Origin of the sequence: Brevibacterium oceani (genome assembly GCF_017948325.1) — a bacterium.
Classification (GTDB): domain Bacteria; phylum Actinomycetota; class Actinomycetes; order Actinomycetales; family Brevibacteriaceae; genus Brevibacterium; species Brevibacterium oceani.
In genome coordinates, this window is sequence record NZ_CP072846.1 from 1,160,794 (window position 1) to 1,186,892 (window position 26,099).

The 26,099-nt window shown below is 66.5% G+C and carries 27 protein-coding genes; 10 read left to right on the forward strand and 17 right to left on the reverse strand.

Annotation, left to right across the window (positions count from 1 at the left end):
• Window positions 1–193: 193 nt before the first annotated feature.
• The gene (gene sfnG, locus J9314_RS04960) at window positions 194–1,360 is read left to right on the forward strand and encodes a dimethylsulfone monooxygenase SfnG (protein ID WP_210604808.1); all 1,167 of its coding nucleotides are present in this window, start codon (window positions 194–196) and stop codon (window positions 1,358–1,360) included.
• A 132-nt stretch (window positions 1,361–1,492) separates the two neighbouring features.
• On the opposite strand, the gene J9314_RS04965 is transcribed toward sfnG, so the two are convergent.
• The 6 genes from J9314_RS04965 to J9314_RS04990 all read right to left on the reverse strand — a co-directional run bounded on the left by J9314_RS04965 (window position 1,493) and on the right by J9314_RS04990 (window position 7,266).
• Window positions 1,493–3,082, reverse strand: a complete 1,590-nt coding sequence (locus tag J9314_RS04965; RefSeq protein ID WP_210604809.1) for a SpoIID/LytB domain-containing protein — start codon at window positions 3,080–3,082, stop codon at window positions 1,493–1,495.
• A 48-nt stretch (window positions 3,083–3,130) separates the two neighbouring features.
• Entirely contained in the window at window positions 3,131–3,748 is a 618-nt protein-coding gene (locus J9314_RS04970; RefSeq protein ID WP_246490620.1) for an RES domain-containing protein, read from the reverse strand.
• Between the two features lie 110 nt (window positions 3,749–3,858).
• Window positions 3,859–4,485, reverse strand: coding sequence for a hypothetical protein (locus J9314_RS04975; protein WP_210604810.1), 627 nt, complete (start codon window positions 4,483–4,485; stop codon window positions 3,859–3,861).
• A gap of 313 nt (window positions 4,486–4,798) precedes the next feature.
• Window positions 4,799–5,332, reverse strand: coding sequence for a type 1 glutamine amidotransferase domain-containing protein (locus tag J9314_RS04980; protein WP_210604811.1), 534 nt, complete (start codon window positions 5,330–5,332; stop codon window positions 4,799–4,801).
• 71 nt (window positions 5,333–5,403) lie between these two features.
• Window positions 5,404–6,363 carry an NADP-dependent oxidoreductase gene (locus J9314_RS04985; RefSeq protein ID WP_210604812.1) on the reverse strand — a complete coding sequence of 320 codons (960 nt, stop codon included), beginning with the start codon at window positions 6,361–6,363 and terminating at the stop codon, window positions 5,404–5,406.
• A gap of 222 nt (window positions 6,364–6,585) precedes the next feature.
• Window positions 6,586–7,266 (reverse strand): hypothetical protein, encoded by a 681-nt coding sequence (locus J9314_RS04990; protein WP_210604813.1) that lies wholly within the window; start codon window positions 7,264–7,266, stop codon window positions 6,586–6,588.
• A 251-nt stretch (window positions 7,267–7,517) separates the two neighbouring features.
• Between J9314_RS04990 and J9314_RS04995 the strand changes: the two genes are divergently transcribed.
• The 4 genes from J9314_RS04995 (at window position 7,518) to J9314_RS05010 (ending at window position 11,026) form a co-directional block, all read left to right on the forward strand.
• A complete protein-coding gene (locus tag J9314_RS04995) occupies window positions 7,518–7,925 on the forward strand; it encodes a YciI family protein (protein ID WP_210604814.1) in 408 nt (135 codons plus the stop codon).
• Window positions 7,926–7,949: 24 nt separating this feature from the next.
• Window positions 7,950–9,116 carry an RNA polymerase sigma factor gene (locus J9314_RS05000; RefSeq protein ID WP_210604815.1) on the forward strand — a complete coding sequence of 389 codons (1,167 nt, stop codon included), beginning with the start codon at window positions 7,950–7,952 and terminating at the stop codon, window positions 9,114–9,116.
• Window positions 9,117–9,211: 95 nt separating this feature from the next.
• Window positions 9,212–10,273, forward strand: a complete 1,062-nt coding sequence (locus J9314_RS05005) for an FUSC family protein (RefSeq protein WP_246490732.1) — start codon at window positions 9,212–9,214, stop codon at window positions 10,271–10,273.
• Window positions 10,274–10,360: 87 nt separating this feature from the next.
• A complete protein-coding gene (locus J9314_RS05010; protein WP_210604817.1) occupies window positions 10,361–11,026 on the forward strand; it encodes a DNA alkylation repair protein in 666 nt (221 codons plus the stop codon).
• 49 nt (window positions 11,027–11,075) lie between these two features.
• On the opposite strand, the gene J9314_RS05015 is transcribed toward J9314_RS05010, so the two are convergent.
• The 8 genes from J9314_RS05015 to J9314_RS05050 form a co-directional block, all read right to left on the reverse strand.
• Window positions 11,076–11,876 (reverse strand): ABC transporter ATP-binding protein, encoded by an 801-nt coding sequence (locus tag J9314_RS05015; protein ID WP_210604818.1) that lies wholly within the window; start codon window positions 11,874–11,876, stop codon window positions 11,076–11,078.
• Window positions 11,873–12,934, reverse strand: a complete 1,062-nt coding sequence (locus tag J9314_RS05020; protein ID WP_246490621.1) for a FecCD family ABC transporter permease — start codon at window positions 12,932–12,934, stop codon at window positions 11,873–11,875. The genes J9314_RS05015 and J9314_RS05020 overlap by 4 nt, the downstream gene beginning before the upstream one ends.
• Window positions 12,931–13,971 carry a FecCD family ABC transporter permease gene (locus J9314_RS05025; RefSeq protein WP_210604819.1) on the reverse strand — a complete coding sequence of 347 codons (1,041 nt, stop codon included), beginning with the start codon at window positions 13,969–13,971 and terminating at the stop codon, window positions 12,931–12,933. Before J9314_RS05025 ends, J9314_RS05020 begins: the two co-directional genes overlap by 4 nt.
• A 15-nt stretch (window positions 13,972–13,986) precedes the next feature.
• Window positions 13,987–15,015 carry an iron-siderophore ABC transporter substrate-binding protein gene (locus J9314_RS05030; RefSeq protein ID WP_210604820.1) on the reverse strand — a complete coding sequence of 343 codons (1,029 nt, stop codon included), beginning with the start codon at window positions 15,013–15,015 and terminating at the stop codon, window positions 13,987–13,989.
• Window positions 15,016–15,134: 119 nt separating this feature from the next.
• Complete coding sequence (locus J9314_RS05035) at window positions 15,135–15,968, reverse strand: helix-turn-helix domain-containing protein (RefSeq protein WP_210604821.1); 834 nt, start codon at window positions 15,966–15,968, stop codon at window positions 15,135–15,137.
• Between the two features lie 35 nt (window positions 15,969–16,003).
• On the reverse strand, window positions 16,004–16,408 hold the full coding sequence (locus J9314_RS05040) for a winged helix-turn-helix domain-containing protein (RefSeq protein ID WP_210604822.1): 405 nt from the start codon (window positions 16,406–16,408) through the stop codon (window positions 16,004–16,006).
• A gap of 177 nt (window positions 16,409–16,585) precedes the next feature.
• A complete protein-coding gene (locus tag J9314_RS05045) occupies window positions 16,586–17,008 on the reverse strand; it encodes a hypothetical protein (protein ID WP_210604823.1) in 423 nt (140 codons plus the stop codon).
• Window positions 17,009–17,220: 212 nt separating this feature from the next.
• Entirely contained in the window at window positions 17,221–17,670 is a 450-nt protein-coding gene (locus tag J9314_RS05050) for a flavodoxin family protein (RefSeq protein WP_210604824.1), read from the reverse strand.
• 57 nt (window positions 17,671–17,727) lie between these two features.
• Between J9314_RS05050 and J9314_RS05055 the strand changes: the two genes are divergently transcribed.
• The 3 genes from J9314_RS05055 (at window position 17,728) to J9314_RS05065 (ending at window position 19,850) form a co-directional block, all read left to right on the forward strand.
• Window positions 17,728–18,639 carry a Sir2 family NAD-dependent protein deacetylase gene (locus tag J9314_RS05055; protein WP_210604825.1) on the forward strand — a complete coding sequence of 304 codons (912 nt, stop codon included), beginning with the start codon at window positions 17,728–17,730 and terminating at the stop codon, window positions 18,637–18,639.
• Window positions 18,640–18,741: 102 nt separating this feature from the next.
• Window positions 18,742–19,332, forward strand: coding sequence for a TIGR03085 family metal-binding protein (locus J9314_RS05060; protein WP_210604826.1), 591 nt, complete (start codon window positions 18,742–18,744; stop codon window positions 19,330–19,332).
• A gap of 104 nt (window positions 19,333–19,436) precedes the next feature.
• Complete coding sequence (locus J9314_RS05065; RefSeq protein ID WP_210604827.1) at window positions 19,437–19,850, forward strand: DUF4190 domain-containing protein; 414 nt, start codon at window positions 19,437–19,439, stop codon at window positions 19,848–19,850.
• Between the two features lie 67 nt (window positions 19,851–19,917).
• Here J9314_RS05065 and J9314_RS05070 read toward each other — a convergent pair whose 3' ends face one another.
• The 3 genes from J9314_RS05070 to J9314_RS05080 are packed head-to-tail and all read right to left on the reverse strand — an operon-like array spanning window position 19,918 to window position 21,908.
• A complete protein-coding gene (locus tag J9314_RS05070) occupies window positions 19,918–20,964 on the reverse strand; it encodes a GNAT family N-acetyltransferase (protein ID WP_210604828.1) in 1,047 nt (348 codons plus the stop codon).
• Window positions 20,965–21,024: 60 nt separating this feature from the next.
• Window positions 21,025–21,246, reverse strand: a complete 222-nt coding sequence (locus J9314_RS05075; protein ID WP_210604829.1) for a hypothetical protein — start codon at window positions 21,244–21,246, stop codon at window positions 21,025–21,027.
• The gene (locus J9314_RS05080) at window positions 21,243–21,908 is read right to left on the reverse strand and encodes a DUF1707 SHOCT-like domain-containing protein (protein ID WP_210604830.1); all 666 of its coding nucleotides are present in this window, start codon (window positions 21,906–21,908) and stop codon (window positions 21,243–21,245) included. Before J9314_RS05080 ends, J9314_RS05075 begins: the two co-directional genes overlap by 4 nt.
• Before the next feature lie 138 nt (window positions 21,909–22,046).
• Here J9314_RS05080 and J9314_RS05085 point away from each other — a divergent pair, with 138 nt between their 5' ends.
• Together J9314_RS05085 and recR are read left to right on the forward strand one after the other, a co-directional pair.
• Window positions 22,047–25,481: a DNA polymerase III subunit gamma and tau gene (locus J9314_RS05085; RefSeq protein WP_210604831.1), complete on the forward strand. Its 3,435-nt coding sequence runs from the start codon at window positions 22,047–22,049 to the stop codon at window positions 25,479–25,481.
• Window positions 25,478–26,083 carry a recombination mediator RecR gene (recR, locus tag J9314_RS05090; protein WP_181274640.1) on the forward strand — a complete coding sequence of 202 codons (606 nt, stop codon included), beginning with the start codon at window positions 25,478–25,480 and terminating at the stop codon, window positions 26,081–26,083. The genes J9314_RS05085 and recR overlap by 4 nt, the downstream gene beginning before the upstream one ends.
• The last annotated feature ends 16 nt before the right edge of the window (window positions 26,084–26,099 follow it).

Sequence of the window (26,099 nt, forward strand, 5' to 3'; positions counted from 1 at the left end):
CCCGGATGCGGCGCGCGCCAGACGACTGGCTCAGGTGTTGCGCAAGTCAGATGACGGTGTATGGCGAAGTGTGTCATTGTGACAGCGCGCGTCGGCGTGCGAAGTCCCGGTGCATGGTGTGGTGTGAGTCTCACTACGCTGGCTGAGTCAATCACCTGCGACCGCCGACAGTGGTGGAAAGGGGCGAAACGCCATGACCGAAGCCAGCACGCAGCCATTCATCTCCGCCAACCCGATCTACACGGGGCAGCCCGAAGACCTCAAGTTCGCCTACTGGGTGCCCAACGTCTCCGGCGGCCTGGTGGTCTCGAACGTCGAGCAGCGCACCGACTGGGGGTATGACTACAACGTCAAGCTCGCCCAGACCGCCGAGAACGTCGGCTTCGAATACGCACTCAGTCAGGTCCGCTACCTCTCGAGCTACGGTGCGGCCCAACAGCATGAGTCGACCTCGATCTCCCTGGCACTGCTCCTCGCGACCGAGCGGCTCAAGGTCATCGCCGCGATCCACCCCGGCATCTGGGAGCCGATGGTGCTCGCGAAGTACATCCTCACTGCTGACCAGTTCTCGAAGGGCCGCGCAGCGATCAACGTCGTCTCCGGCTGGTTCAAGGACGAATACACGAAGCTCGGGCTGCCGTGGCTCGACCACAACGAACGCTACCGCCGCTCCGCCGAGTTCATCGAGGTCGTCCGCAAACTCTTCACCGAGGAGAACGTGCAGTTCCGCGGCGACTTCTACACCGTCAACGACTTCACCCTCCGGCCCGGACCCTACCCGGTCGAAGGTCGGCCCTACCCGGAGATCTTCCAGGGCGGGAACTCCACGGCCGCCCGCGACAACGGCGGCCGTCACGCCGACTGGTACTTCTCCAACGGCAAGGACTTCGACGGCTTCCGTGAGCAGTATGCCGACGTCACGAAGGTCGCCGAGGCGAACAACAGGAAGGTCCGTTTCGGACTCCACGGTTTCGCCATCGTCCGCGACACCGAGGCAGAGGCCCGCGAACAGCTGCGCGAGATCATCGCCCACGCCGACGAAGGATCGGTCAACGGCTTTCGCAAGTCCGTCCAGGAGGCGGGTGCCTCGACCTCGGACAAGAAGGGCATGTGGGCCGATTCGAGCTTCGAAGACCTCGTGCAGTACAACGACGGCTTCCGCACCCAGCTCATCGGCACCCCCGAACAGGTCGCCGACCGGATCATCGAATACAAGAAGCTCGGCGTCGACCTCGTCCTCACCGCGTTCCTCCACTTCCAGGAAGAACTCGAGGCGTTCGGCAAGACCGTCATCCCGATCGTCCGTGAGAAGGAAGCCGAACTCGTCAACAAGGGTCTGCTCACCCCTGCAGGAGTCTGAATCCGCTGGAGAGAGTCGCTCAGGTAACGCGAAACTCGAAAAAGTCGTCACTGGCGACGCGTTTTTCGAGTTTCGCGCTACCTGAGGCCAGTTTGCCGCCGAGGGACTACCTAGCCGCGGGGACGCGATCCGTCATTTCACACTGAACGACGGGGACTTCAGCGTCAGCTTCGTCCGCAGCTGAGCGCCGGTGAGGCTGGCAGTCTTCCCTGCCATCGAGGTGGCCTTGACCGTCTTCACCAGGCCCGACCTGGTCTTCGACACCGACAGGGAACGGACGTCGCTCAGACCGAACGCCCTCGCCATGTCGGCCTGCTTGATGGTCACCGTCCACGAGGCATTCGGGTTCTTCGCCGAGGCATACTTCGACGGAGAGTCATCGACGGAGACGAGGTAGGGCACGGCCGACCCCCACACCTCGGCGGCCGAATGCGTCCTGCCGCCCGCCGAAGAGGAGTAGACGGCGTCGATGAGGCTGCCCTTGTACGTGATGACGCGGGCCGACTTCACGGTCGATCCGCTCGTCGTCTGGGTCGCCGCCACGGCCTTGCGCCACGGACCCGAATCCTTCGCGTTCTCATGGTTCCACCCGAGGAAGCGCTGCGAGGCCACCTCATCGTAGACATTGCACCCGCACGCGGCCTTCGGCGCACCGAGGTTGCGGTAGGCGTAGGTGCGGGAGGCGATCGCCTGGGAGCGCAGCGCCTCGGACTGCCAGGAGGCCGGCATCTCGGCGACCCCAGGCAGATACTCCTTGTTGAGCTTCAGGACATTGATGACGTTGAGCGTCCTGTTCAGCTGCCCGATCTCGAGTCGACCGTGCCGGTAGGTGCCGCTCGCCCCGTTCTGCGCCCCACTGACCGACACCGTCGTCGCCGCTGAGCCCTTCCAATACCGGGTGCCCTGCCATTCGACGACGAGCTTCGCGCCCGCATAGCTCTTCGATCCGATCTTCGCCTGAACGGTGCCGGACGAGGTGCGTTCGATGGTGACCTTCGCCCCCGATTCGATGGTCTTCGACCCGGCCTTGACGCGCAGGTGCCCGGATCGCGGTGTCACCGTCACCGACTTCTTCCCGGTCAGCAGCTGCACCCTGAGGCTGTCATCGGCGTTCTTCGACGTCGTCGTCACCTTCGCCGAGTGGTAGTAGTGCTCGAGGATCTGCGTCGAGGACTTCCCGGCGGCAGCCATTCCGCGTGCCCCGTACTGGCTCATACCGACACCGTGGCCGAAGCCCGATCCGGTCACCGTGAACGACGAAGGGGCCGCCGTCTTCGCCGTCTTTGTGAGCGTGATCTTCGCGCCGGACTTCGCCGTCCAGGCGATGCGACCGTGCTGGAACTTCTGCCTGATCTCGGACCCGGACCGGTACTCATTGCTCGTCGGGTATCCGAGCGGCCCGCGCTCCCAGCTGGACTTCTTCCACGCGGTGCGGACCGCGCCCCAGGTGGCATGCGCACCGGTCGCCTTCGTCCAATGGATGCTGCCGTTCTTGAACGACTGATAGCAACCCTTCTGGATCAGCGTGCACCGCTGCGGACCGGTGGCCGGGCCGAGCTTGCCCGCGTTCCCTCCGAGCGTCTTGTGCAGGGACCCGATCGCCCCGGATGTGGGGTACGCGGCATGGGCAGGGGGCGGAGTAGCGAAGAGTGTGAGCAGGAGCCCGATGAGCAGAGCCGCGAGGGCAGGAGTCGTCGCCTTGACGAACGGGGAAGCTGGCATGATCAGATCATATGCTGGGCTGTCAAGATCTCACGTGACGCCTGCCCGCTAGAGCCCCTCGTCCACGATGGTGACGCCCAGCTCGACGGCGAGTTTGTCCAGAATGAGGCGTCCGTGCCCCTCCAGCAGTGGACCGGAGGCCCCCGGCTGTTGCGCCAAGGTCCAGGCGCCGCGGTGGACAGGCACTCGGTCGCAGAACAGGACGGCAGTCACCGCGGCTGGCTGGCCGTTGAGCTCGGCCTGACGGGAGTGCCACATGATTCCGGCCGCCTGCTGGGGGCCGGAGTGCATCGCTTTTGCCACCCGACGTGTGCAAGGGTAGTGCTCTTGAGAACTTGTGACGGCAGCCTGTCGTGGGATGTTCAGCGTCTGCAGAGACGAGTCACGCAGATCCGCCAAACGAAGAGGTTCCGGTGGAACCAAACGGGCATGGTGCTTCCCGAGCAGAGCATGCTCAGACACAAGTCGAGGCTTCATCCCGGTCACGTCATGCAGACTGGTTTCCAACAGCGCCGCAGCCAGAGAGTCTGCCGCATAGAAGGTGGGGACGCGAACGCCGTCGGCGTCGTCGAAGGGCGCGAACCGGGTGTCCCCGAAGCCGGGGTTCGGTTCCGCGTACCCGTCTCGAGCGTCGTAGACCCTGAACCAGTCGTGGTCGGCATCCATGTCTGCTTGGGGGAGGTTTCCCGCCGCTGCGAGATCCGACAGTTCGTCGACAGCGACGGGGCACCCTGAAGGATCGGGGCAGACCAGATCTTCGGGTGGGATTGGCACGATCAGGAGTCCGCGCCCTGCGCCAGGCGAAGTTCCGACGCGTACCGTTGAGCAGCCCGGTGCGTTCTGGCCATGTCGGTGCGGACCAGCTTCGCAGGGACCTCGCCACTCAACCGACCCGTCGGGTTGGTCAACCACGCCCAGAGGCTCCAACCACCAAGACCGGAGGTCAGCAATGGTCGAGTCAGCTCTGCGATCGATGGATCAACGTCGCCTGCTGAGGTCAGCTGAACTTGCGGAATCAGTGTTCGGCCTCTGATCTCGACCGTGAACAGTTCTTTCCTGTCACGTTGGCGGGCTACCCAGGTGCGTGCTGCCTTCTCGGTGGAGTCCCGCAGTTCGGCGAGTGAGGCGTAGGTGAGGAACCCTTCCTCTTTGAGGAGTCGTTCGCGGAGGGCGACATTCTGGATCACCTGTTTCTGCGACTCCCCGGAGATCAGGTCCAGGTTCTGTTCCGCGAAGGCCTTGTTGACTTGAGCTGACAAGTCAGCGCGCGCCTCAACCTGGCGCTGGACCACGGCCTGATACAGGTCGATGGCGGCCGAGATGTCAGCCTGGTTGAGACCGTCGACCTCGACGTGGTTGCCGGCGGTTCTGATCTGGATGGGCTCGTACGCCTCAGCGGACATGGTGTTCCTCCTGCTTGGAGATCAAGCGGACATGGTGTTCCTCCTGCTTGGAGATCAAGCGGACATGGTGTTCCTCCTGCTTGGAGATCAAGCGGACATGGTGTTCCTCCTGCTTGGAGATCAATTGTAGCAATGTTGCCTTGAGTGATCCATAGCCTCACTTGCTACAGAGGCAACTAGTGCGCGACCTGTGCCTACGGAAGAACTCCCCGAAACGATCGTTTCGGGGAGTTCTTCTGCGGCCCTGCCGGGCCCGGACGAATGATCTCTCGCCGAGGTGGCCCCACCTCGGCGAGGGATGCGTCGTCCCTGCTCAGCTCAGCTTGTCGGCGATCGCCTTGTTGAACGCGTCGAGGTCGCCGGGGTTGCGGGAGGTGATGAGGTTGCCGTCGACGACGACCTCGGCGTCGGTCCAGTCGGCTCCGGCGTTGATGAGGTCGGTCTTCGTCGAGATGAACGACGTGAGCTTCCGTCCCTTCGCCACTCCCGCCTCGGCGAGGATCCACGGGGCGTGGCAGATCGCGGCGACGGGCTTGTCTGCGGCGAAGAACGCCTTGACGAGGTCGACGGCGTCCTCATCCAGCCGCAGTGCGTCGGCGTTGAGGGTTCCGCCTGGCAGGACGAGAGCGTCGAAGTCATCGACCGAGGCATCGGAGACGGGAACGTCGACGTCGAAGGTCTGTGCATGCTCCCAATCGCCTTCCATCGCCTGCAGCGTTCCCTCGGACGGGGAGACGATGACGGTGGTGGCGCCCGCCTCGTCGAGCGCCGCGCGGGGGCTGGTCAGCTCGACCTGCTCGACACCGCGGGTGAGCAGGAATGCGATCTTCTTATCGGAGATGGCCATGATGGTGCTCCTTTTCTGTGGTGGATCTATCTGTGGTGGATTGTGATCGGTCGTGATTGTCGTCGTTGCTGTCAGTGCAGGTGAGCCCGCTGCTCATCGGTCAGCGGCTTCGCGGGGAAGCGCAGCAGGACTTTCCCGGCCGGGTGAGCGTTGAGCAGGTGCCGGTAGGCGTCCTGGACCTCGTCGACGTCGAAGACTCGGTTGATGGGCACATGGATATGGCCGTAGGCGATCGCCTGACCGAGCCAGACCATGTCCTCCCGGCGAGCGGCGGACTCTCCGGCGGTGCTCACCCCGTGCTTCTCCGCCACGGCGGGCCCGGCTCCGATCGAGACGATGCGCTCGGCCGGGACGCCGGCATCGATCATCGCTTCGACTTCGTCCTCACCTTGGGTCGAATACGCGGCCTGGATCCCGTTCGGGGCAAGTGCACGGACACTCGCCCACAGGCCCTGACCGTAGGTGACTGGTTCGATGCCGAGGCTTCTCAACAATTCGTGGTTGCCCTCGCTGGCGCTGCCGATGACCCGGGCGCCGAGGTTGCGCGCGAGCTGAGCGACGATGATGCCGACTCCTCCGGAGGCCCCGGAGACGAAGAGCGTCTCGCCCTCGCTCAGATTCAAGGCCCGGATCCCGGACATCGCGGTGCGCCCGGTGATGTAGAGACCGCCGGCGGTGTCGATTCCGAGCCCGCGGGGGATCCGATCGAGACGGTCCGCGGGGTCCTCGATGAGCAGCTGTTCGGTCTGCGCCTGCTTCGGCAACCCGCCGTAGACGAGGTCGCCGGGCGCAAAGTCCTCGACTCCGGCACCGACTGACGCGACGACACCGGAGAAGTCGACGCCGTTGCCCGAACTGCCCTCGACGGTGCCGAAGCGACCGCCCTGGAGCATCTTCCAGTCCAGCGGGTTGAGCCCGGCGTAGAGGACGGTGACGAGGACCTGGCCGGGGCCGACTTCGGGGGTGGCCGCCTCGGCGAGGTGGAGCTGATCGATGTCGCCGTTGGAGGTGTACTGGACGCGTCGTGCCATCTTGTCTCCTGATCGGTTGACGAGGGCGGGGTCACGGCCTGCGCCGATGCCCACAGCAGGGACAACGATGACGGAGGCGAACTTGTTCCATCTCAGGGTGTTCGATGCCAGAAATGACCGCACTCCCCGGGTCGAGATGACCAGGGGAGTGCGGTGGGGATGCGAGTCGCTCGAGGCGAGCGGATCGCGGGAAGCTCGAGGGGAGCGGTCGAGGGGGCCGGCTCAGATGTTCGGGAACTCGAGGCTGTAGCCGATGCCCGACTGCGACGCCGAGGTGATCTTCACCGTGCCGTAGTGCTTCTTGCCGGCGGCGGTGACGGTGCAGCTCTGCGAACCGCGGTGGGCCATGATCCGCAGATCCGCGTAGCAGTCGACCGTGTCGACCGTGGTGCCCCGCTTCGCGTAGGCGTTCGTGATGTCCTTTTCCAAGACGTCGGCGGGAATCTTCCCATAGCCGTCCTGGTCGAGTTCGACTCCGTCCTCACCGATGCGAGGGCCCGAGTAGCCCTCGTTCTCGGTCGAACCGCTCGACCCGCTCGATGAAGAGCCGCTCGACGACGATCCGGAATCGCTCGCCGAGGTGGCGCTTCCCGAATCCGTGGATCCGCCGCTGCTCGTGCTTCCGTTCGACGTGGTGCCGTCGGTGGCCGAATCGTTCGACGTGGTGGAATCGCTGCCCGTGGTCGAGCCCTGCCCGGCGTCCGAATCGGGGGCGGACTCCTCGGCAGCGGGAGCGCCGGCATCGTCAGCTTCCTGTGCCTGGCCCTGTTCCTGTTCCTGGCTCTGCCCCTGTTCCTGGCCCTCCTGGCCGAAGGAGATGTGCATATCGCAGGCCGAGAGCGACAGGGTCGCGGCCACGGCTCCGGCGACGGTGATGGTCTTGAGAAGGACGTTGGTCTTCATGGTCTGCTCCTGGTCTCATGGGCGATCAAGCAAGTGGCTGTCGGTGTTACTTACCTGTTCAGCTTCTCAGCGTGAGCTTCTCACCGAGGCTGATTCGTGTTCGCATCCGGTGACTCATGTTCCAGGTCGGACACATCGGCCTATCCTGGTAAGGATTTCCCGGCGACGATGTCGAGAACCGACCCGCGGCTTCGTCCCAGAGGTGTCAGCAAGCACAACCGGTGCGAGCGGCACGAGACAAGGAGACGATCATGGCCAAGTACCTCATGCTCAAGCACTACCGGATGCCCGAGCAGTACATGGACTACACCCCGATGGACGAATGGAGCCCTGAGGAAGTCGATGCGCACATCGCGTACATGAACGCTTTCGCCGACCGTCTCAAAGACTCCGGCGAGTTCGTCGACTCCCAGGCGCTGCAGCCCGACGGCACCTTCGTCCGATCCGGAGGGGCCGGCCGGCCGCCGGTCACCGACGGACCGTTCCCCGAGACGAAGGACCTCATCGCAGGCTGGATGGTCATCGACGTCGAGACTTACGACCGCGCCCTCGAACTCGCCGCGGAGCTCTCGGCGGCACCGGGCAAGAACGGGGAACCGATCAACGAATGGCTCGAACTGAGGCCCTTCCTCGACCACGCCCCGTGCGTGGACGAGTGAGCAGGGACGCGAACGGAGCCCGCGATGATCGGTGCGGATCCCCTCGCCGAGGTCGAGCTGCGTGAGCTCGTCCCCGCCGTGATCGGCGTCCTCGTCGGCCGTGGAGCAGATTTCGCGACCGCCGAGGATGCCGTTCAGGACGCGCTCATCGAGGCCCTGCGCACGTGGCCGGGCGATCCGCCCCGGGATCGGCGCGGATGGCTCGTGACCGTGGCCTGGCGGAAGTTCCTCGATAGCGTGCGCTCCGAAGGTTCCCGAGCCAGAAGAGAGGAGCGGGTCGCGGCCGCCACCCTCGCCGAAACCGGCGGTGCCCGGAATGCCGATGACACCCTCGATCTCTACTTCCTCTGCGCCCACCCGCAGCTGAGCCCCGCCTCGGCGGTGGCCCTGACCCTACGGGCCGTGGGAGGGCTGACGACGAAGCCTATCGCCGCGGCCTATCTTGTCCCCGAGGCGACGATGGCCCAACGTATCAGTCGGGCCAAGACCACCATCGCCGGCCGCCGCCTCACGACGCCCGGCGACCTGTCCTCGGTGCTCACCACCCTCTACCTCGTGTTCAACGAGGGCCACTCCGGGGATCTCGACCTCGTCGCCGAGGCGATCCGCCTGACCCGGCGGCTTGGCACGATGACCGACTCCGCCGAGGTGGACGGTCTGCTCGCGCTCATGCTCCTCCACCACGCGCGCCGAGCCGCCCGCTTCGACTCCGACGGCCGGCTCATCGCCCTGGCCGATCAGGATCGGAGCCTGTGGGATCGCCGACTCATCGGCGAAGGCATCGGGACCCTCCAAGCCGCGCTCGCCCGTGACCACCTCGGCGAATATCAGGCGCAGGCGGCGATCGCAGCACTGCATGCCGACGCTCAGCACGTCGATGACACCGACTGGGTGCAGATCGCCCAGTGGTACGACGAACTCCTGAGGCTGCGAGACACCCCGATCGTGCGCCTCAACCGGGCCGTGGCCGTCGGCGAGGCCGATGGGCCGGCGGCAGGACTGGCCGAACTGCGCGGACTCGATGAGGATCTGCCTCGCTACTTCGCCGTCGAAGCGCACCTGCGCGAACGCTTGGGAGACCTCGAGACGGCCGCCCGCCTCTACGCCCGGGCCGCCGAACGGGCCGCCAGCCTCGCCGAACGCGACCACCTCAACCGGCAGGCGGCACGCACACGGTCGGGGGAGGACTAGGATCGAAGGGAGCGTCCAGCTCATCCTCCCAATCAGCGAACCCGTCACCGGGTTCCGTTCCCGAGTCCGAAAGAGGCCGAATCCGTTTGAGTCACGTGCAGGAGTTCTTCCGCATCCCACCGGGCGAACGCGACCACATCCCCGCGTTCCGCATCGCCCTGGGAGTCGCCATCCCGCTGCTCGTGCTGCTCGGAATCGACCGCCTCGACCTCGCCGTCTACGCCGCGTTCGGAGCATTCACCGGCATCTACGCCCGCTTCGAATCCCCACGTTCACGCACCCGGCGGCAGTCGATTGCAGCGATCATCCTCGTCGTCTGCGTCGGCATCGGTGCGACGCTGTCCACCGCACACGCCTCGATCTGGGTGCTCATCGTCGTCACCTCACTGGTCTCGGGACTCGGCGCGGCCCTGGCCCTGCGCTTCCGCCTCAAACCGGGCGGGTCGATCTTCTTCATCTTCGCCACCGGAGCCGTCGGGTCGATCCCGCACGGATCGCCGGTGCCGATCGCGATCGGGGTGGCGGCCGCCTCGGCGCTGGTGAGCATCGGTCTGGGAGCACTCGCCCACCTCGTCGGGGAACGGATGCCGCCGGAGAAGCAGTCCTATGTCCGGGTCGGACTCTCCCCGGTGGGCAAGGCCAACCTCGCCGCGCACGCCACCCGCTTCACGATCGCCCCGCTCATCGCCGGGATCCTCGGCACCCTGCTCATCGACGTGCTGCCGATCCTCTCCCACAGCTACTGGGCGATGGTCGCCGCGGTCGCCCCGATCACCCCGCCGGGGCGCTCGGCCAGGCTCAAACGCGGGCTGCACAGAGTGGTGGGCACCCTCGGCGGTGTCGTCGTCACCGCCTTCCTGCTGTCCTTCCCCACCGCAGACTGGCAGCTCGTCGTCTGGGTCATCCTGCTGCAGTTCTTCGCCGAGATCTTCGTGCTGCGCAACTATTCGGTGGCGCTGCTCTTCATCACCCCGCTGGCGCTGCTGATGACGCAGCTCGGCCACCCGCAGCCGGTGGCGGAACTGCTGACCTCACGGGCCATCGAAACCGTCATCGGCGTCCTGGTCGGACTCGTCGTCGTCCTCCTCGGGTTCAGTCGGGAGAGGAAGCGTGCGGCCGAGATCGCGGCGTCTCCGCATTCCGATGACGACGACTGAGTGGACCGCTGAGAGCGACCTGCGGCGGTCGGGCCGCTTCTTCGCTATCATCGGCTCACACCGTCCGACCAGATCCGGGAGGCAACGATGACCACCAGCACCGAGGTGCTCTCCACCCTGGCCTCACTTGAGGACGAGAAGATCCGCGCGGTCAATCAGCGTCACGGCGACGATCACGCAGTCAACCTCACGAAGCTGCGCGCCGTGGCGAAAGACCTGAAGAAGAACGACGAACTCGCCGCTGAGCTGTGGGAGACCGGTGACACTGCGGCCCGTCTCGTCGCGATCCTCATCATGCGCCCCAAATCGTGGAGTCGGGAACAGCTCGAGGCGATGCTTCGCGATTCCCGGGTTCCGAAGGTCCATGGCTGGCTGGTCAGCTACATCGTCAAGAAGTCTCCACACGCCGAAGCACTCCGGCGGTCCTGGATGGATGACTCCGACCCGGTGGTGGCCTCTGCCGGTTGGGCGCTGACCGCAGAACGGGTCAACCGTCGTCCCGAGGGGCTCGACCTGCCCGGCCTGCTGGATGTGATCGAGGCCGAGATGGCCGATGCGCCCGAACGACTGCAGTGGGCGATGAATGAGACCCTTGCCGCCATCGGCATCGAGAACCCGGGGCTGCGTGGCCGGGCCATCGACATCGGTGAGCGCCTCGGTGTGCTCCGTGACTACCCGACGTCCCCGGGATGCACCTCGCCCTTCGCCCCCGTCTGGATCAGGGAGATGGTGGCCCGCAGAGCTGGGAATTGAGCAGGCCCGGGCGACGGTTCGGTGCCGGCGACGGCCACGGCCGGATCGATCAGAGGGTCCGGTGGCGGCCGATCGGCAGCATCAGCGGCTGACCGGACACGGGGTCGTCGATGATCCGGTTCGCCAGACCGAAGACCTCTTCGACGTTGTCCTCGGTGAGCACCTCGGCGGGGGTGCCTGCGGCGTGGATTCCACCTCCGGCGAGCATGACCAGCCGATCACAGTAGCGGGCGGCGAGGTTGAGGTCGTGGAGGACCATGACGATCGTGACCCCGGAGCGTGCATTGAGTTCGGTGAGCAGGTCGAGCACCTCGACCTGATGGTTGACGTCGAGGAACGTCGTGGGCTCATCGAGCAGCAGGATGTCGGTCTGCTGAGCCAGGGCCATCGCGATCCACACCCGTTGCCGCTGACCGCCGGAGAGCTCGTCGACGGACCGATCGGCGAGGTCGGCGGTCCCGGTGGCATCGAGCGCCTCGGCGACGGCGAGATCATCGGCGGCACTCCACCGGGAGAACGCCCCCTGATGCGGATGCCGGCCGCGCCCGACGAGATCGGCGACGGTGATGCCCTCCGGGGCGATCGGCGTCTGCGGGAGCAGGCCCAAGGTCCGGGCCAGCTGCTTGGCCGGCATCGAATGCACCTGACGCCCATCGAGGATCACCCGCCCCTGACGCGGGGTGAGCAGTCGCGACATCGACTTCAGCAGCGTCGACTTGCCGCAGGCATTGGCCCCGACGATGCCTGTGATGTCCCCGGCCGGCAGTTCCAGACTCAGGCCGGAGATGATGTCGGCGCCTCCGTAGAACAGATGCAGATCCTCAGCTGAGAGCGAATGATCCGTGGTCACAGGGAGCCTCCCGAACGATTGATCCTGATGATGAGGTAGAGAAGATACGGGGCACCGAGGATGCCCGTGATGACGCCGACCGGATATCGGGTGCCCAGAGCGAACTGGCCGACGAGGTCGGCGGTGAGCACCAGCAGCGCCCCAACGAGTCCGGCGGGAATGAGCGGGGAGGGGCCGGGACCGGTGAGCCGGGCGGCGATCGGACCGGACAGGAACGCAACGAACGCGACGGGCCCGGCCGCCGCGGTCGCGAAGGCGATGAGTCCGACGGCGGTGACGATGACGAACAGCCGGGTCCGGGAGACCCTGACGCCCAGCGCCTCGGCAGTGTCGTCCCCGAGCTGGGTGATCGCGAGATTCTTCGATTGGCCGATCAGCAGAGGGGAGAGGATCACGAGGGCGATGAGCACCGGGATCACCGCATCCCAGTTCGCTCCGTTGAGACTGCCGGCAAGCCACCGCAGCGCCTCCTGCAGATCCCATTGTGCGGCCCGGGTCAGCTCCCAATTGATCAGTGCCGTGAGCATCGAGGAGATGCCGATGCCCACGAGGATGAGGCGGATTCCGGCGGCTCCGTTCTTGAACGCGAGGGCGTAGATGAGCAGGGCGACTCCGAGGCCCGCGACGATCGCGAGGACCGAGACGCCCGTGCTGCCGAGGCCGAGGGTGACGATGCCGAACACTGCGGCGGCAGAAGCACCGGAGCTGATGCCGATGATGTCGGGGCTGGCCAGAGGGTTGCGCAGCATCGTCTGGAAGGTCACTCCGCCGAGGCCGAAGCACAGTCCGACGAGCACCGCCAGGACCGCTCGGGGCAGCCGGAGGCGACCGACGGTGAACGAGGCTCCGGGCACCTGCTGGCCGGCGACGACACGGGCCACCTCGTCGATGGGGTAGAAGGTCTGACCGATCATCAGGCTGGCGACGAAGACGGCGATGACGAGCACGGATAGGACGGTCACGACCGACGCCCAGCGGCGGGTCCGGGCACGACGGAGCCCGGCGACCGCCTCGGCGGTGGTGGACGGGGCCAGCGAACGGGTGGGGGTCGGACTCACAGCGACCTCACCTTCTGACGGCGGACGATGGCGATGAAGAACGGTGCGCCGATGAGCGCGGTGAGGATGCCGACGTCGAGTTCGGCGGGGCGGGCGACGATGCGTCCGAGGATGTCCGAGGCGGTGAGCAGGCCGGCGCCGGTGACCGCGGAGAACGGCAGCAGCCACCGGTGATCGACGCCGATGAGCAGCCGGCAGGCGTGGGGGATGACAAGCCCGAGGAAGCCGATGGGCCCGGCCACGGCGGTGGCGGCACCGCAGAGGACGACGGCGCCGGCGGCGGACAGGACTCGGGTCAGGCCCACGTGCTGTCCGAGGCCGGCGGCGAGTTCGTCGCCCAGGGCCAGGGCGTTGAGCCCCGGCGCGCAGTAGATGCTGAGGAGGAAGCCGCCTGCGAGGAAGGGCAGGATGAGTTCGACCGAGTCCATCGTCACTCCGCCGACTCCGCCGATCTGCCAGTCGCGGGCGAGGTCGGCGATGTCACCGCGGGGGAGGACGACGGCGGAGATGAACGAGGACAGGGCGGCAGCGGTGGCGGCACCGGCCAGGGCGAGCTTGAGCGGGGTCGCTCCCTGCCGGCCCAGCGAGCCGACGGCGTAGACGAACACCGAGGTGATGGCGGCACCGGCGATCGCGAACCAGATGTAGCCGGAGGCGGTGGTGAGGCCGAAGCTCGCGATGCCGATGACCACGGCCAGGGAGGCGCCGGTGTTGACGCCGAGGATGCCGGGATCGGCCAGGGGGTTGCGGGTCACTCCCTGCATCACGGCGCCGGAGACGCCGAGGGCGGCGCCGACGCAGACGGCCAGCAGGGTCCGCGGGATGCGTTTGGCCACGGCGGCCTGGTCGAAGCCGGTGGCGGATCCGCCGAGTGCGGCGAGCACATCGCCGAGGTCGACGCTGCGGGAGCCGATCATGATCGAGGCGACCATGAGGGCGATGATGAGGGCGAGGGCTGTCAGCATCCACAGGAGGCGGACGTGAGTCGACCGCCGCAGCCGGGCGGCGGTCGACTCGACGGTGGTGGGAACGGTCATCGAGGTCGGTGCGTCCTACTCGCCGTTCGACGCGGCCGCGTCGAGCTCGTCGAGGTAGTCGTCGAGGATGAACGAGATCGACAGCGGAGTCGGGTTCGCCGCGGTGCCCAGGGGCTGATCGCCGGGCAGGTTGACGATCGCGTCGTTCTTCACCGCAGGCATCTGCGAGAGCAGTTCGTCGTCTTCGAGGGTCTTGACGAGTTCGTCGTCGCCGTAGGTGACGATGATGTCGACGTCGTCGAAGACATCGGCCTGTTCGGCGCTGACCTTCGAGGAGAACTGGTCGGTCTCCTCCGAGGCCTTCGCGATGCTCTCAGGCGCCTTCATTCCGAGGTCGTCGAAGAACATCGCCCTGGTGTCATGCGTGGTGTAGAAGTTGACCTCGGAGAGGTCGGAGGGGTCGACGTGGGTGAGGAACATCGTCGACTTGTCCTTGATCGCCGGATGGTCGGCGACCTTGTCATCGATCTCGGATTCGAGGTCGCCGATGAGCTTCTCGCCCTCGTCCTTCATGCCGATGGCCTCGCTGTTGATCTCGATCATCTCCCGCCACGGCGTGCCCCACGCCGTCTCCGGGTAGGCGACGACCGGCGCGATCTCCGACAGAGTGTCGTAGTCCTCCTGGCTCAGACCCGAATAGCCGGCGAGGATGACATCGGGCTTCGTGTCCGCGACGGCTTCGAAGTCGATGCCGTCGGTCTCGTCGAACAGGGTCGGGGTCTCCGCATCGAGCTCCTCGAGCTTGTCCTCGACCCAGGGCAGGACACCATTGCCGTCGTCGTCGCCGAAGTCGGCACTGGCCATACCGACGGGGACGACGCCGAGGGCCAGCGGCACCTCGTGGTTGGCCCAGTTGACGGTGGCGACCCGTTCGGGCTTCTTCTCGATCTTCGTCGTGCCGAGGGCGTGTTCGATCGTCACCGGCTCCCAGGAGCCGTCTTCGGAATCGGCATCGGCGGAGGAGTCCGGTGACGAGCAGGCCGAGAGGACGAGGGCGGTGGCCATGGTGGCGGAGATGGCCAGGGCGCGGACTGAACGGGTCATTGCTGCCTTTCGCAAGATGCTTGAGACACACCTGGAAAGAAGAATTAATTAGGTGTGCCTCATCAAAGTATCCGAGGGAAAGGGTTGGCGCAATCGAGCAATTCCGACAGTCGGTTTCGTCAATCGGACACGATGATGGGAGGCTCGGCTCTGAATTGGGCCGGGGTGGTCCCGGTGATCCGTTTGAATGCTGTGGTGAAGGCGCTCGCCGAGGCGTAGCCGACATCGACGGCGGCATCCTGGATCTCCTGGCCGAGACCGATGAGGGTGATCGCATGTTGGATGCGGGCGGTCGTGACCCACCGGTTGAAACTCAGGCCCGTCTCGGCAGCGAAGGCGCGCGTGATGGTGCGGGCGCTCGTGCCGAGGCGCGTCGCCCATTTCTGCAGGGTCGTGGGATCGCTCGGGTCGGTGAGCACTGCGTCGACGATCGGTGCCAGCAGCTCGGCGGTCGGACGGTGGAGGAGGACCTCGTGCTCGGCCGGTGGCATGACATCGAGGATCATCGCCTCGGTCAGCACATAGGACTCGGTCTGCGGCTCCAGGGTCTGCAGCCTGGCGAGCAGCAGGCGCAGCAGTGGGTGGATTCTCACTGCGTTCGGCACATCGCTGATCGGGGGTTCGTCGACGTCGAACTGGGCCGCATTGACCACCACTCCGGCGGGCGTCCACCCGGAGTGCGGAACGCCGGCCGGAATCCACATCCCCAGGGGTGGTGTGATCGTCCACGTCCGGGCGCCGATCGTCACCGTTCCCACACCGCTGTCCCGCCACAGCAGCTCATGGGTCGGATGCGAGTGCTCCGCCCAGTAGGTCTCACGGTCCATCGTCTCCGCGGAGCCGAGGATCTGCATCGGCAGACGCACCTGCCCGGCGGAGTAGCGGGGCAGGCGGCGCTCGGTCGCGTGCTCCGAGGCCGAGTCCCGGGAGTGGAACGGTTTGATCGTGGTCACGGCCTCAGAATACGCGGCCTCAGGGTGCGGTAGGTTCACCCGCCGGCGAGCTCGCGCAGTGCACGGATGTGGGACTCCAGTCGTCCCCGTCCCTCGGTGCTGATTGAGACCCAGGTGCGCGGCCGCTTGCCCACATACCCTTTCTTCACGTCGATCAGTCCGGTCTTCTCCAGGGCGGTGATGTGGCGCGAGAGGACGGAGTCGGAGACGCCGAGGCTGTCGCGCAGCAGCTTGAACTCCGCTCGCTCTCGGTTCTTCAGGCTCGAGACGATGCCCAGCCGGGTGGGGTTGTTGAGATCCGGTTCGAGCTGTGCGATCGAAACGCCGAGGTTGGGGATCACCTCGTTTTCCTCCGCCGCTTGTGCGTCGTCGGCTACGTGTGCGTTGTCGGCTGCGTGCGCCTCGTCGGGGTCTGTCGTGGAGTTCTGTTTCGCCGTCATCGTGGCTACTCCTTCAATGAATTCGTCGAGTTGTGCCGGTCGCTGGCTGTCGTGCCGCTTGCTGGCTGCGGTGGCGAAAATGTTTGGTCGATCCGCCTCGAAATCGAGCTTCGAAACGCAGTGGATCGACCGAACAATCGGTGTATTGCGCTCGGTTCGCGTCGCTTCAGTGCTGCCTCAGCGGCGCAGGGCCAGCAGGGAAAAGACCGGGGCCGCGACCCACAGGAGTCCGGCGGCGATGAACGGGATCGGTGTCGAGGTGGCGAGGGAGTCGGCCATGACGCCGCCGATGAAGCCGATGAAGATGACGGCAAGCCAAATGATGAGTACGGCAGTTGAGCGGCGGCTCCAGCTCAGAGCCTTGATGAGGTAGACGATCATGGCAGGCACGAGCCAGGCGAGTCCGGCCCCGAGGGCGATGAGCTGAGTGGTGTTGTCCTCGATGAGACCGACTGCGACGAGCCCGACCGAGAGTCCGGCCGAGAGCACGAAGAACAGCGTCACCAGCGGCCAGGCGTCGTTTGTGCGGGCCTGTGTCTGACTGGCCTCGGCCTGGGCGAGGAGTTCGTTGGCCTGTTCCGGGGTGGGGGTGGTGTTCACGTCGGATCCTCTGCTCGGGCATCGGTCGGAAGTCCGATGCGATCTGTGGAAGTAGTTTCACAGTACCAACTGCTTTCCAATATGGAAAATAGTTTCGCGAAGAGGTTTTCGATGATGGCTTTCGGTGCGGGCATAGGCCCCCGAGGACTCACGCGCAAGGCAGAGCGGAGTCGCGGTGGCCGGTGCCTCAGAGTGCTGAGGTGAGATGTGCGTCAGAGCGCCGAGGCCGCAACCGTGGCGGCGAGCTCTGTGGCCTTCTCGAGGTGGTCCTCGGTGACCTCGCCGGTGAAGATCAGCGGGTCGAAGGCGAGCGTCCACCCCAGGCCGGTCGTGATCTGCTTCATCGCGGTCTCGGCCCCGGTGGTGTCGTAGCCGCCGTGGATCCAGTAGGAGAACGGCCGACCCGCTGTGGGTTCGCGCACGGCGTCATAGGTGGTGTCGAAGAAGTGCTTGAGGGCACCGGAGATGTAGCCGAAGTTCGCCGTCGTGCCGAGCACATACGCATCGGCGGCCAGCACATCCTCGGCACTGGCTTCCAAAGCCGGCCGGACGGTGACCTCGATGTCGCCGAGCTCGGGAAGGCGCAGCCCGGTCAGGGCCGCCTCGGCGATCTGCGAAGTGGCATCGGAGGGTGAGTGATGAACGAGCAGCACGTTGACCATGTCCCCACCCTAGCCCCGGGAATGACTCGGGTCAGCCCCCGCGCATAAGGTGGTGCCATGGCCGTCATCTTCGATCCGATGCGCGGACGCACCCGTCCGGCAGCCAGCCACCCCGACGATGAGATCGTCGACGTCCTCACCGGCGACTATGCGAGCACGGACTGGGCGGTGCTCACCGGCGCGGGGATGAGCACGGACTCCGGCGTCCCCGACTATCGGGGACCCGACGCGACCCCGCGCAACCCGATGACCATTCAGACCTTCCTCTCCCACCCGGATCAGCGAGCACGGTACTGGGCGCGCTCCTGGGTCGGCTGGCCCCGGATGCGCGGCGCCCGACCGAACGCCGGGCACCTTGCGCTGGCCGGGCTGCCCGTGGCCGGGATCGTCACCCAGAACGTCGACGGACTCCATCAGGCCGCCGCCGAGGCGGTCGCCGCCGACCGTGCCGACTGCGGCGCGGATCTCGCGCCCAGTCCCGTCATCGACCTCCACGGCAGCCTCGACCGGGTCATCTGCCTGAAGAACGGGCACCTGTTCGCCCGCGACTGGGTGCAGCGGAGACTGAGCGAACTCAACCCGGACTTCGCCCACGAGGTCGGCATCGACCCCATCGACGTCGAGACCGCTCCCGACGGTGACGTCGAACTCGACGACACCGCGGGATTCGTCGTCCTCGACTGCCCCGAATGCGGGGGACTGCTCAAACCCGATGTCGTCTACTTCGGCGACTCGGTGCCGCCGGCCAGGCTGCAGAAGGCGAACCGGATCTGCGATGACGCGCGCGGGCTCGTCGTGCTCGGATCCTCTCTCGCCGTGCTTTCGGGCCTGCGCTTCGTCCGTGCCGCAGCGAAGGACGGCAAGCCCGTCGTCATCGTCACCGACGGTCCCACCCGCGGCGATGACCTCGCCGACTACCGGTCGATCTCCCGGGTCGCCGACTTCGTCGCACTCTGGGCAGCGAGGTGAGACGACCGCCGAGGCGGCCCGCATCCGTGGAGGCGTGCCTGCAGGTCAGGCGGTTCGCCCACGTCCAGGTGAGTCCAAGCCGAGGATGAAAGACTGAGAATCATGAGAGACAATCTGGCTCGCGCCGAACGACTGCGACTCGTCGACACCGCCCGCCGTGCGGGCGAGGACGCCCCCACATTATGCGAAGGGTGGACGACCAGGGACCTGGCCACTCACCTCATCATCCGCGAACGCCACCCCTCGGCGGCTCTGGGCATCTTCGTCTCGAAGTTCGACGACCGCAGACGGGCGAAGGAGAACGACTACGCGTCGATGCCCTATGCTCAGCTGCTCGGCCTCGTCGCCTCCCCGCCGAAGTGGACTCCGGGTGCTCTGCCCGGCGTCGAGTCCGCGATGAACACGACCGAATTCCTCGTTCACCACGAGGACATCCGCCGCGCAGCCATCGAGTGGATCCCGCGCCGGTTTTCACAGTCGGAGACCGCGACCGTCTGGGCGCAGACGAAGGTCGCACTCCTTCCCTTTGCCGCGAAGGCCGACGGCCCCGTGACGATCGAGGCACCGGGCTTCGGCACCCGCTCCGCCGGCAAGAAGCGCGAAGGCGACGGCGTCACGATCACCGGTGCACCGCTCGAGCTCCTCCTCTACCTCATGGGCAGGCAGGACCACGCCCTCGTCGACGTGCGCTGAAGGTCGGGATTTCCTCCACCGGATCGGGGGATTGGTCCCTGTCGCGAGCGGCTGCGGTTTCCTAGGCTGGTCTCATCAGCCATCGCAGAGGAGACTCACACATCATGAACGCAGCACCCGCACCGACCCCCGGACAGTTCGACCATCCCCAGAGCACCGGCCCGGCCCTGCCGCCCCATTCGCCGCTGGACTACCCGGACGCCCCGCAGAGCTACCAGGCCGCCGGCAGCTATCAGCATCAGCGCACCGAGGAGGATCCGGGCAAGGTGCTCGGCATCATCTCACTGGTCGCTACGCTCTCGACCTTCCTCGGATTCAACTTCATCGGCCCCGTCGTCGGCATCATCACCGGTCACATCGCTCGCAGGCGCTCGCGTGAGGACGGTCGCGCCGACAACGAGATGGGCAAGTGGGGACTCATCCTCGGCTACGTCTTCCTCGGACTGCTCGTCCTCGGCTGGGTGCTCGGCATCTCGTTCGGCATCGTCAGCGGACTCGCCGGTCTCATGGCAGGCTGAGTCCGGCCCGGCAACCTGGCCACCTCTCGGCAGTGCCCACGGCCCCGGTCGGCGGCGTCTCGCATCCTCACTTCTGAGGGCGAGGCGCCGCTTCGCTGTGTCCGACGGAACACTCGAGGGCCGTCATCGTGTCCGCGACGCTGAAGCCGAGATCCCGGTTGAGTGCGAGCATCGGTCCGTTGTTCGTCGCCGTGTACGTCTGCACCCATTTCGCCGAGGCGGTCGCCGGCACCGCCGGCAGCTGACGCAGATTCGCGACCTTGAGCGCCCGACCGATTCCCCGCCCCCGATAGGCGCGGTCGACGAGCGTGTCCTCCTGGATGACGATCTCCGGGGCATGGACCGAGACCATGATCTCCGTATACCCGACGGCGAGATCTCCCACATGGGCCATCGAACTGACCAGGACCCACCCCTGATCGTCCATCCGCTCCTCATGGCTGCGGATCGCGGCGGTGCTCGCGTGAGTGACCGGGCGGGTGAGGTCACCGACGGGTACGTCCTCATCCATCTGCTCCCGCAGCCTGGTCCAGGACTCGAGGACCTCTTCCGGGCATGCACCGATCCACGAGGTGACCGAGAAGTCCGGATCCGTCTTGAGTACGGGCACGGTCGTCGAGGCCCCGGAGTCCTTGTACCGGTCGGCATCGGCGCGCAGATACGCGGGCAGGTCGAGCAGCAGCCGGTGCTCCTCATTGCCCACGCTCATGCCTCGCGTTTCGGCGAACGCGACCCCGGCCGGGCAGTAGGTCTCGGTCTGGACGATCACCGACGGTCTGTCGACGTCGGCGAGGATCTGCTCGACCGCCTCGGCGAGGGCAGTGCCGACACCGTGGCGACGGTGGGGCGGGATGACCCCGAGCTCGGCATACGCCGGGGATTCGTCGGTGAGGTTGATCTCGGCTCCGCCGACGGCCTCCTCACCGAGGTGGGCGACCAGGGCGATGTCCGTCTTGTCCGTGCGCGGATGGGCGAACTGGGTCACCGTCGTTTCGGGGCTGCGCCACCAGGCCGCGGTGCGATCGTCGGTGTAGGCGATGCGCATGAGGTCGTTCCATGCGACCAGCGCGTCCTCATCCGTGTGATCGAGGCGGGTGATCCGAATCTCAGACATGAGTTGAGTCGACCACGGCCCGAAGGTGTTTTCAAGCACATCGGGGTCGCTGGAGCCGGTTCACCGAAGCTCGTCGGGGCCGTCATCGGGGCTGTCACCCGGGCCCAGGTGGGACGGATCGGTGGGGTCCGCCTCGGCGTGGGGGTCGTGCTTGGGCAGGCGGGAGCCGATGTGCGCGCCGGGTTTGGTCATCACCCGGTAGACGAGCCACGCGCCGAGGCTGAAGACGATGATGATGGCGAAGGTGAGGAAGATGACCGCACCGAGACCGGGTTCCATCATTTGGCCATTCGCCGACGGTCGAAGTAGTTCGCGAAGCGGGCCTTGAACGAGCCCATGCCGATCGAACCGCCGACCCGCACGATCGGTTTGCGACCGGTGGGGACGGCGTTGACCACGGATTTCACGCTGCCCCAGGACTTCGAGAGTTCGTCGACATTGACAGCCCAGTCATCGGGGATGACGACCGTGACCGAACCCATGCCGGCGACTATCTCGACGTCGATGGTCTGCAGATCCGTGTCGACCTCGAGGAAGTTCAGCTCGATGTTCGACATCGAGGGTTCGCAGCGGATGTAGGGCGGCACGGCCCAGCGTGCGCGGCGGACCTCGGACTCCCAGCCGGCCTTGATGACGAGCGGATCGAGGAGGTTGTGTCCCTGGATCGCCTGCCCGCGGTCAGCGGCGGGTGCGATCGCCGAGGTGGGGCGGAAGCGATCGGAGGGCAGTTCGGTGGTGAGGTCGGCGAGCACCTCGTCGAGGTCGATGGGGAACTTCGCGGCGTGGACCTTCTCCATCCGTTCGTCGAGTTCATCGACCGTGATCCGTCCGTCACCGGCGGCTTCGCGGAGGATCTCAATCGCCTCGTCACGTTCCTTGTGGCCGATGCGGAAGGTCTTCGCGGGGTCGTTGTCGGCGGGGCCGGAGGGGTTGGGCTGGGTCATGATCTCTATCGTGCCTGATCGTGCGGTGAGCGACAACGGCGGGAGTCTCGGGGGCCGTGACGGGGTAGGGAGCTGAAAGATCGGGGGAGGGCGCAGGGGCCGTGTCTCGTGTCAGTCGTTGGCATTAGGCTAGGGGACGTGTCCACCGCACTGTACAGAAGATACCGCCCAGAGACCTTCGACGAGGTCATCGGTCAAGAGCATGTGACCGATCCGCTGAAGGCCGCGATCGACCGCGGCCGCATCAACCATGCCTATCTGTTCTCGGGGCCGCGCGGGTGCGGAAAGACCACCTCGGCGCGGATCCTCGCCCGGTGCCTCAACTGTGAGAAGGGGCCGACCCCGGTGCCGTGTGGTGAATGCCCGAGCTGTCGGGACCTGGCCAACGGCGGGCCCGGTTCCCTCGACGTCGTCGAGATCGACGCGGCCAGCCACAACGGTGTCGACGATGCCCGTGACCTGCGGGAGAGGGCGATCTATGCGCCTGCCCGCGACCGGTACAAGGTGTTCATCCTCGATGAGGCGCATATGGTCACCTCGCAGGGATTCAATGCCCTGCTCAAGATCGTCGAGGAACCGCCGCCGCACATCAAGTTCGTCTTCGCGACCACCGAGCCGGAGAAGGTCATCGGCACGATCCGTTCGCGAACCCACCACTATCCCTTCCGGCTGGTTCCGCCCGAGGCGCTGACGAACTACCTCGAGGATCTGTGCGGTCGGGAGGATGTCAATGTGGCCAAGGGTGTGCTGCCCCTGGTCGTGCGTGCCGGCGGTGGTTCCGTGCGCGACACCCTGTCCGTGCTCGACCAGCTCATCGCCGGTTCGGGGCCCGACGGAGTCGACTACGGCCGGGCCATCGCGCTGCTCGGCTACACCCCGGACTCTCTGCTCTCCGACATCGTCGATGCCTTCTCCGCCGGTGATGGTGGAGGGGTCTACCGTGCCGTCGAACGCGTCATCGAATCCGGTCAGGACCCCAGGCGCTTCGTCGAGGACCTGCTCGAGCGCTTCCGCGATCTCATCGTCATCAATGCTGCCCCCGAGGCGGCCCATGCCTTCCTGCCCGAGGTGCCGCCGGACCGGTTGGAACGGCTCACCCTGCAGGCCGCCGGCTTCGGCCAGGGGGAGCTCTCCCGCGCCGCGGATCTGCTCAATGAGGGATTGACCGAGATGTCGGGGGCGACCTCGCCGAGGCTGCAGCTCGAACTCATCTGCGCGCGCATTCTGCTGCCCGGTTCCGGTCGCAGCCGCGACGCCGTACTCAGCCGCATGGAGCGGATGGAGAGACGGATCGGCATGTCGGCCACCGGTGTGGCAGCGAATCTGCCCCCGGCGCAGGCACCGGACCAGGGTCAGGCTCCGGGGTCGGGGCAGGTTGCTGGCCAGACGCAGGGCCAAGCGCCTGGTCAGGCGTCGGGTCAGGGGCGCCCCGCCGGGCAGGAGCCGACGGGCGATGCCGGACGAGGCGACGGAGCGCAGGCGGCAAACGCACCTGCGGGGCAGCCCCAGACTGCCGATCACGACGACTTCGATGACATCGCCGCCATGGCCGTCGCCGCAGAATCGATGCTCAACGAGCCCAATCCACCGGCTCAGCCTGATCAGTTCCAGGAGTCTCAGGCCCAGCCGGCCCAGCCGGGTCAGTCTCAGCCGGAGGGGGCGCAGCCGGTGCAGCGGCCGGAGCAGTCTCAGGAGTCTCAGCGGCCGCAGCAGGCCCAGCAGGACCGACGACCGGTCCAGTCCGACCGGCCCGCGCAGCATGACCGATCCGCGCAGACCGATCGGTCCGCACAGCCGGAGCGGCCCACTCACCCGTCGGAATCTGCGGCCGCATCAGCATCCGCGCCGGAGCCGGGGAACCAGCAGCCCGAGAACCAGCGGCCCGAACCGCAGCGCCAGGTGCCCGAACCGACCGCTTCCGAACAGGCGCCAGTGTCGGCACCGGACTCGTCCTCGCCCTCTGGGCAGGGGGAGACCTCGCAGACTGAGCAGGCAGCGGCACCCGAAGCCATCTCGGTGGCGGGATCGGGAGATATCGGCGGAGAGATCGAAGCGATCCGTCGCGCCTGGCCGAGCATCCTCGCCGCCGTCGAGAAGCGCAGCCGCCTCACCCGCGCGATCATCGCGGCCAACGCGATTCCGCAGTCATTCTCCGACGGGGTCGTCTACCTCGGCTTCAACAACCCCGGATCCGTCCAGGGCTTCCAGCAGCGCGACCACGGCGCAAAACTGGCCGCCGCCATCAACGACGTGCTCGGCATCCAGGCGCGCATCGACGTCGGCGATGTCGGCCGGATCGGAGGCGGAAACGCATCCGGCGGACATCAGGGCAAGGGAGCTTCGGCCCCGCCCATGAACGACACCGGGGGCAATCACGGTCCGGCGCCCAGCCAGCGCCGCCCGAGCCCGCAGGAAGTCGCCGCGGTCGTCGGCACCCGCGAAGTCGACAAACCACAGGTCGATCACGAGAAGTTCTGGGAGCCCAGCGGACCGACTCAAGGCCCCTGGTCCTCCGACGACGAGGAGGGAGAACAGCCGGGGCCACCCAGCGAACCGACTCCTGAGAACAACCGCCCCGACGACGAGAGCGAGTCCGAACAGGCTCCGGCGAATCCGGACAAGCCAGAGTTCGGCGCCCCCGAGTCTGGCATCGCCGACCTTGTCGACGACCGTGCTGCGAACGAAGGTGCCGCCACACAGGCGCACTCGGACGAATCGGACACACCGGTCGAGCCCGCCACCGTCGCCGACGAAAGTGGTGCCGAAGCCGACGTCCCTGAGATCGTCGTGCCCGATCTCTCCGACGACGACTTCTTCGGATCTCCCGTCGACCAGGCGCCCGAAGGTGTCGGTGGCAGCGGCCCAGATTCTGGCGACCAGGACTGGGCATCCGACAGTCGGTCGGCCCATCCCGAGGGCGAGACACCGGCCGATGAAGGGCACGCGCATTCACCGGATGCGCAGTCGCAGCCATCCGATGAACCGGGTCCGTCGCGCGATGACGACAACTCACCGATGGAATACGTCCAGCCGCGGTGGGACGAGCCGAACTGGCACGACGGACCCGACACCGGTCCGACGGTCACCACTTCTGCCGATGTCGATACGACGAGCGCAGGCAGCGGTGCGGTCGATGTCGGAGCCGTGGTCGTGCCTCCACCCGACGACGACCTCGACTACCCCGACCTCAGTGACACCGGTGACTTCGGGGGAGAGGCCGCGGCATCGGCCGTGCAGACATCGACCCTCGCCCACACCCCGCCGCCGAACCGCGCAAACGAATCCAAACCCTTCAAGTCCCGCTTCGCCGCCCTCGCGGAGAAGCACGGTGTCCACACGACTCCGCCCGGTGGATCCGATTTCGGATCTGCCCCGCAGACCAACGCCGGGGCCAGCACCCAGCCCAGCGCCGCCTCGGCGCCGGGGTCCGACCCCTACCCGCAGGCCACGGGATCGGACGAGGACGAGTATGATCCGGAAACGGACCTCGACGTCTCCGAGGCACCCCAGATCGGGGTCGACGTGATCGCACGCGTCCTCGGCGGCGAAATCATTGACGAAAGAGAAGTATGAGCGCTGTCTACGAAGGTGCCCTCCAGGATCTGGTCGAAGAATTCGGCAAGCTTCCGGGCATCGGGCCGAAATCGGCGCAGCGACTCGCCTTCCACATCCTCCAGACCGACTCCAGCGACGTCAACGCGCTCGCGCAGGCGCTCACCGACGTGAAGAAACGTGTGCGGTTCTGCGAAATCTGCGGCAACGTGTCCGAAGAGGCCGAATGCACGGTCTGCCAGGACCCGCGCCGCGACCGATCAATGATCTGCGTGGTCGAAGAGCCCAAGGACGTCGTCGCGATCGAACGCACCCGCGAATACCGGGGTCTCTATCACGTCCTCGGTGGAGCGATCGACCCGATGGCCGGTGTCGGTCCGGACAACCTGCGGATCAAGGAACTCATGACCCGCCTGCAGGACGGTGAGGTCAAAGAGACCGTCATCGCGACCGACCCGAACCTCGAAGGCGAAGCAACCGCCACCTACCTCGTCAGGCTGCTCGGTTCGCTCGGTGTGACCGTGACTCGCCTGGCCTCGGGCCTGCCCGTCGGCGGTGACCTCGAATACGCCGATGAGGTCACTCTCGGCCGGGCATTCTCCGGCCGCCGCGAGATCGACTGAACGCCGTCCCGACCTT